The sequence below is a fragment of the Fimbriimonadaceae bacterium genome (assembly GCA_019638775.1).
Taxonomy (GTDB): domain Bacteria; phylum Armatimonadota; class Fimbriimonadia; order Fimbriimonadales; family Fimbriimonadaceae; genus JAHBTD01.
This window is the reverse complement of the sequence record JAHBTD010000050.1, coordinates 1-6786: the sequence shown is the minus strand read 5'-3', so window position 1 is coordinate 6786 and position 6786 is coordinate 1. Positions and strand designations below refer to the sequence as shown.

The following is a 6786-nucleotide window of genomic DNA, read 5'->3' as shown; positions in this document are numbered from 1 at the left end:
GCAGTTTTAACACCGGCTTGATTTTGCGAAGGTTTCCCCGTTTTTACTTGTTTATGGAGCACTTAACAGGATTCTACGGCTTCTACTGATTCGAACCAATACTGAAGATTTAGAGATCCTTCAGCACAAATTCAGCACAACGATCTGACATGTCCCAATTTGGTTATTGCGTAGAGCTGGAGGTAGTGAGGCAGCATACCCCACGAATCGGTAAGGGACGGAAGTACCAAGCCTGTACCGGACTTGTTTCCATGTATAGAAACCGGTATCCTCCCGCACAATCATGACCTATCTGCAGAAGGCATGGTCCCAACATTGGTGTGGCAACCCGTCAAGACAATTGACGTAGGTCCGCAGATGAAACAACCGGCCACTTCCAATTCCTCTCAAGTCACTCAGGAAATTGAGGAACCTCTCAGTGACTGTGCCAGCACAGCCCAAAATCTATCACATTGCACACGTGGATCGATTGCCCTCAATTCTTGCGGATCAATTTCTCTGGTGTGACCGAGAAGTTCAGAGTAGAGAACCTGTAGGGACCACCATCGGCATGAATGGAATCAAGCAGCGGCGACTCAACGAAATTTGCTTGAGCAGCCATCCCAACCTTTACGTGGGCGACTGCGTTCCCTTTTATTTCTGCCCGCGTTCCGTCATGCTGTATTTAATCAATCAAGCCAACCATCCAGATCTCAATTACCGAGGGGGACAAGGGCCAATTGTTCACCTTGAAGCAGATCTACGTTCCGCAGTTGCTTGGGCGGATCGAAATAGGCGTCGCTGGGCCTTCACATTGTCTAATGCAGGCAGTTACTTCTTCGAAGATCGCTGCGACTTAAATCGCCTCCATGAAGTCAACTGGAATGCTGTGGAGGCAACAGAGTGGAGAAGCTGCAAAGATGGAAAGCAGGCAGAATTCTTGACCGAACATAGTTTCCCGTGGCATTTGGTGGAGCGCATTGGCGTTCAGTCGCGATCGACCTACAATCAAGTGGTGGTCGCGTTGTCGCCGAGCGGTCATCGACCATCGGTCGAAATCCATCCTGAATGGTACTACTAAGGGGAATTCTCTGCCATGATTCAATTCACTCGCGGCGACATCCTAAGGAGCGAATCTGAAGCTCTTGTGAATACGGTAAACTGCGTTGGGATAATGGGTCGTGGTATCGCACTCCAGTTCAAAAACGCCTATCCGGAAAACTTCAAAGCATATACAGTTGCTTGTAAGCTCGGCCAAGTTAAGCCCGGCAGAATGTTTGTGTTCGAGACAGGTCAGCTAACTCCACCTCGCTATATTATTAACTTCCCAACCAAACGCCACTGGCGTGGCAAGAGCCGTATTGAGGATATTGAGGCAGGGCTTGTGGACCTTGTCGCAGTAATTCGCGCCAAAAATATTCGTTCAATCTCGCTTCCACCCCTAGGTAGCGGGTTGGGTGGTCTTAATTGGGACGAAGTTCGGTCACGGATTCAATCAGCCCTGAGTCCCCTTGTCGACGTTAATGTCAATGTCTATGAGCCTCAAGGCGCACCTTCTTCCGACACGATGCAACATCGGCGCGAAGTCCCTAAGATGACTGCAAGTCGTGCGACATTGATCGAGCTAGTGCAGCGCTATCTGGATGGACTACTTGACCCTTACGTTACTTTACTCGAAGTACATAAGCTAATGTACTTCATGCAAGAGGCAGGAGAGCCCCTCCTCTTAAAGTATAGACGAGCCATTTATGGGCCATATGCAGAGAACCTCCGACATGTTCTCCATGCAATCGAGGGTCATCACATCTCTGGCTATGATGACGGCGGTGACGTACCTGACAAGCAGCTCACGTTGGTCCCTGGAGCGGTTGAGGATGCCACTGAGTATCTCGCTAATCATCCCGAAACCAGAAGTCGTTTCGATCGTGTGGCAGCTTTGGTGAAAGGCTTCGAATCCCCCTTCGGCTTGGAACTTTTAGCAAGCGTGCATTGGATCATGAGAAATGAGTCGGTCCACTCGCTCGAAGATGTTGTAGAACGGACCTATGCATGGAACGAGCGCAAGCGGAACTTCACGGAGCGTCAGATCGGAATTGCTGCCAATGTCTTAACCCGTCAAGGCTGGGTGAATCCAGAACTGCAATCTGAATCCGTCCCTCATCGCTAACTCACTAAAATTCATATTCGCTTCTCCTAACGGTTGGTCGATCCACCAACGTACATGAGTCGAGCACTAACAACTCGTCCATGGACCAGAAGCAATTGGCGGTCCCCCGCTAATTGCGCCATATAAGCGCGAATAAATGGCGGCTCCGTATGGTCAATTGAAACAGTTTCAATTCCTGGAGCACCATAAGTATGCGATTCAGAGTTGTCCTTAGCTCGATCATTTCCATTGATACTGCCGCAGAAGATTCCCCAAGACCTCCAGACTATTAGGAATCTGATGATCTCCCAGAATCTCTTTTAGATCGAAATAACGGTGTCCCATTATGCCGCCCTTCGATGTCTTCCGAAAATCCGTAGCTACCATCTCATTGCATAGAAAAAAATGATGGCCCGTAGTGAGGTCATATTGATATTTCTGGGCGGCTTCGCTTGCACCTAAGATACGTTGTTTTTCCTTTTCCGTAAGGTCAAACTGCTTTCCGGTGACTGCTACTGTCTTGCCTTCAAGGTCTACATCGCACGGTACAATTTTTGAGATGGTGCCGATAGCTTGAATGGTCTTGTCGGCGTAGATGCCAAGGTATTTAGCCTTACGGAAATGCCGTTCCGCTCCGCAATAGTACAATTGAAATTTGATGTTGTCCTCGACAGAAGTTCCGCACGGTGGGGCAAATATCGTATATTGATCCGTTGGCAGTAGGTCATTACCGCTACAAAAGAGCTCGTAGTCTTTCACAAGAGCAATCATCTCTTCATCATGAGGCGATAGACAATCCCCCGCCGCTTTAATGAGACTCGCAAACGTAGCATGCAGCACAGTAACTTTATTCTGTTCGGCCAAATTACGAAGAGAAAGGAGCTGCTCACTGGACCGTGTTTCACTGACCTTGTTGAGAAGTAGAAGAAACTTGTATTGCTCATCTTTGAAGACGGCCAAGTGATTCCTCAGTTGCACGAAATCAAAGTCATTGCCCAGCTTAGTTTCAACGGCAATCTTGATACTTTCCTGCCATAGGTATCCATCCAGCACGCTCTTTCCCGTTGCGATTTGTTGATGGAACTGCAAACCAAAACTTGGCAGGAGTACCTCTTGCTCGACGTTTAACGCTTCCATGAGTTTCTCGAACTTATAACGATCGTATTGATACAATCTTAAGAGGAGCAACAGTGAATTGTTCGTTACAGCATTTTCTTTAGTCGAATAGCGGGGGAAATAATGAATCTCACTCATCGCAACCTCCTGAAGTCTGTGCAATACCTGATGTGCTAGAGAAGCCAGCTTAAGCACACGAAAGAAACACATCGCAAAAACCTATTCCTGCTCACCTATCCCATCGCGCGGGTGCTTGCAAGCACCTTCCGCCTTGATCTCTGTAGTTGTTGGGATAGCGGCTTATATATTGACGATATTTAAAGTCATTTTGAAAAGTGGGCACGCTACGACCAAATGGGGTCTATTCAAGGCTGCGAGCTTGCAACCCCCAACCCGCTTATCCATGTTAATCAACCCACAATTGAGCCCTAGGGATGGAATGTAACTTCCATGCGCAGGGTCTAAGAATAGGACCCGTCCAAAATCATGAGTCTTCCACAAGAACTCAGGCACGCTCTCAGTGCATTTACTAGCGTAGCGATTGATCACATAAAAAATCCCAATCACACGCATGAGACACCCACAGAACGTGCGTTATGGGTACCAACTCTGGAAAGCACGAACATTTGGAGTTTCGCAGAGCAAACCTATCCTTGGTGGTGGAATTTGCTAGCCAATAGCCTCATGAGCTTATCTAAATCTGCGGAGTATCAGCTCTGTGAGCACCTTATGCAAACCACAGAAGCCGTAGCTCGCCATCTCGACAAATTGATAGTAATTGGGAGTACGGGGCAGAGATTTGATGTACCGAACTGCCTTCTAAAGTTCGTTGCTTACCAGCTGAAGGATATGAAAATTCCTGTCTTTGAGACAGGTCAGTTTGAACACACTTTCAGGGACTTCGAGGAATTTATTGCGAATGATGTAGTCGATTTCGAAGGATGGATTCCACTAGAGCACCTCTCCTGCCAACATTTGCCCATCCAATTTACGTCATTGGTACGACTTATGGATTCTTTAGTTGTGACCGATTGTGCTGGAAAGCAGAAGAAGGTCAGAGGAAATCCAGTGGTTTATTGTGAATGGCAAGAAGCGAAGCTAATGAATTGCGACCCTACAACTCGAAGCCTTACGGAAAAGAAAACAATTGGCTCTCAGATTGTAATGTCTCTGCACCTTCTTAAGGAGGGAAGGGTTCGAGCAGATGGAATTTTCGCGAGACCCAAACGATGGACTCCAATCTGGAGCAACTTCATAGTCAAAAGCCCAGGTGTATGGACCCCTGCTCCCCCGTTATATGAATTCAGAGAGGAAGAAGTGAATGAGGTACAGATAATTCGGCAGCAGCTAGTCACTCTCAATGAACAACTGTTCAAATCATTGGCTCTTGCACTACGACGTTACGAGATCGCTCAGAAGCGCGTTGATCCAGGGGATCGCCTTATTGATCAGATGATAGCTTTCGAAGCTCTTTATCTTGCGGACGAGGGTGGAGCCGAGAAGGCGTTTCGTCTGGCTCTAAGAACTGCATTTCTTCTTGAACGGGGCGAAGTTAGAAAAGTGGTCTACGAAACTATGAAGCAGGCGTATTCGATTAGAAGCTCAATTGTGCATGGTGCAGATCCAAAACTTCCGAAGGGAGCTGGCGTTCAAATGTCGCTCAGTGACTTCAGCAAGTTGACTGAGGATTATCTCCGCCGCTCATTACGAAGATTTTTAGACCTTGCGCAACGACCGAAGGCTAGAAATCCCTTGGTTAATTGGGACGACTTATTATTTCCCAATTCCTCCGGGGAGGCTTACAACTTGGCTGAATGAATGCCTTGGTGCCCGCATTGACGCATTATATACTGTATTATATAATGCGCTACACGCGATGGAGGCCAGATGAAATCAGACGATACTAAAACCGAAACATTACAATTCAAGGTCACGCATCAGGAACGCAAGCTGATCGAAAAGTGTGCAACAGAGGAAGGGACGACGGTCTCCAAGTATGTGCGCGGTGCGGTCCTGATGAGCATGGTGATGGATGGGAAAGCCGAGGCGATCAAGATCGTGGCGCGAGAGGTCGGAGAAAAAGCCTTTGGCGTAGTCCGACAGAAGCTCACGCGACCGACACAGGAAGGACGCTAAAAAGAGTGCTATCCGTCACACCATTAGGAGGCAAAGCCGGTCCGCGCCCAATGCCGGCAGGCTGGGGCGCGGAGCGGAATGGCCCCCGTCTTGGTAACACGGGGGCGCTACCTACAGCGCTCCTTACAGGAGGTCGATAGGTTCCATGGATTCTGCATTTACCCTCTCCATTGATTGGTTGGCCTTTACGGTCCTGGGCACCAATCCTCAAGAGACCATGCGCGTATTGGGAGGAGACTGGAGTAAAGCCAAGGGCGGGTTCCGAGGCTATCCCTTGTCTTGGATGCGGGTCGACGGCCTGCGCGGGGTCGGCAAACTGGGCACGAATGCGCCCCGTCGTCCGAATGAAATCCATGTGGACCTGTCGGGCGGCCTCGCGTCCGCCCTGGCACTGGATCAAATTCGCACCCTGCTCAAGTGGGTACATGCCCAACAGGGCCACGTGACACGCATCGACTGTGCGCTGGATGACCGAGCGGGAACGGTGCCGGTGGCTACCATCCGAGAAGCGGTCTCGGCAGGCCAATGCGTCACAAGGGCGGCTCAGGTCCGGCATATCGTCTCCAATCTGACGCACGGCACCGGAGCGACAACCGGCGAGACGATGTACTTCGGCAGTCCGCAGAGTCAGACCCTGTTGCGGATCTATGACAAACGGCTCGAACTCCAAAGCAAAGGACAAGAAAACTATCAGGACTACGGGACGCGATGGGAATTAGAGCTCAAGAAGGATCGGGCCGAACAATGTGCCCGAGCATTGGCCACGTTAGACGAAACCGATTGGAAGGAGTTGGTAGTCGGCTTACTGCGATCCTATGTGGATTTCCGGCAGATCCCGAAGGATGCCGAGGACGAAGAACGGTACCGGGCTCCAGTCTTGGAGTGGTACGCCCTCCTAACGGAGGGATTTCAGAAAGGGCGATTGGCCCAGGAGCAGCAGGTGCAGACCTTGCAGAATGTAAAACGATGGGTGAGTGACACCCTGACGCCGATGTTGGCGGTCATTTGTGCCACCCCTGGAGGAGAAGAATGGCTACTGAACGAAATTGTCAGGGGCATTGCTCGGTGGAAAGACCGACACCGCAATTTGCTCAAGCAACCACCCAATCGGTTTCACCGGCCTGCCGGCGGTCACGCGGGCAGCCCATGTTAGGGGGACTGGGGGGGTCGCAAGACTCCCCCGGTGTATCTGCATCATGCTCACCGTCAAAGAACTCTCCGCGTGGCTCAATATCAAACAATCCACGCTCTATCTCTGGGTCTCAAAGAACAAGATTCCCTGCCGTCGGATTCACGGCCTCGTCAGGTTTGAACCCGAAGACATTCGGAAGTGGCTCGATGCCTTTGAATCGGCCACAGCAAGCCGCTTACCCGCCCTCAGACGCGACGACACCCGCGACCTAGACCAT

The 6786-nt window shown here is 50.1% G+C and carries 7 protein-coding genes; 6 read left to right on the top strand and 1 reads right to left on the bottom strand.

Annotated features, from left to right (window positions below; all coding sequences use genetic code 11):
• The first annotated feature begins 460 nt into the window (after window positions 1–460).
• Window positions 461–1060: a DUF4433 domain-containing protein gene (locus KF784_19235; protein ID MBX3121199.1), complete on the top strand. Its 600-nt coding sequence runs from the start codon at window positions 461–463 to the stop codon at window positions 1058–1060.
• Window positions 1061–1075: 15 nt separating this feature from the next.
• The gene (locus tag KF784_19230; protein ID MBX3121198.1) at window positions 1076–2146 is read left to right on the top strand and encodes a macro domain-containing protein; all 1071 of its coding nucleotides are present in this window, start codon (window positions 1076–1078) and stop codon (window positions 2144–2146) included.
• Between the two features lie 219 nt (window positions 2147–2365).
• Here the strand turns inward: KF784_19230 and KF784_19225 are convergent, their stop codons facing one another.
• Window positions 2366–3379 (bottom strand): hypothetical protein, encoded by a 1014-nt coding sequence (locus tag KF784_19225; protein ID MBX3121197.1) that lies wholly within the window; start codon window positions 3377–3379, stop codon window positions 2366–2368.
• 546 nt (window positions 3380–3925) lie between these two features.
• Here KF784_19225 and KF784_19220 point away from each other — a divergent pair.
• From KF784_19220 to KF784_19205, 4 genes are all read left to right on the top strand, one after another.
• Window positions 3926–5059 carry a hypothetical protein gene (locus tag KF784_19220; protein MBX3121196.1) on the top strand — a complete coding sequence of 378 codons (1134 nt, stop codon included), beginning with the start codon at window positions 3926–3928 and terminating at the stop codon, window positions 5057–5059.
• Window positions 5060–5128: 69 nt separating this feature from the next.
• Window positions 5129–5377, top strand: coding sequence for a hypothetical protein (locus tag KF784_19215; GenBank protein MBX3121195.1), 249 nt, complete (start codon window positions 5129–5131; stop codon window positions 5375–5377).
• A 145-nt stretch (window positions 5378–5522) separates the two neighbouring features.
• A complete protein-coding gene (locus KF784_19210; protein MBX3121194.1) occupies window positions 5523–6530 on the top strand; it encodes a replication initiation factor domain-containing protein in 1008 nt (335 codons plus the stop codon).
• Between the two features lie 43 nt (window positions 6531–6573).
• The coding region (locus tag KF784_19205; protein MBX3121193.1) for a helix-turn-helix domain-containing protein at window positions 6574–6786 on the top strand (213 nt) is incomplete at its 3' end.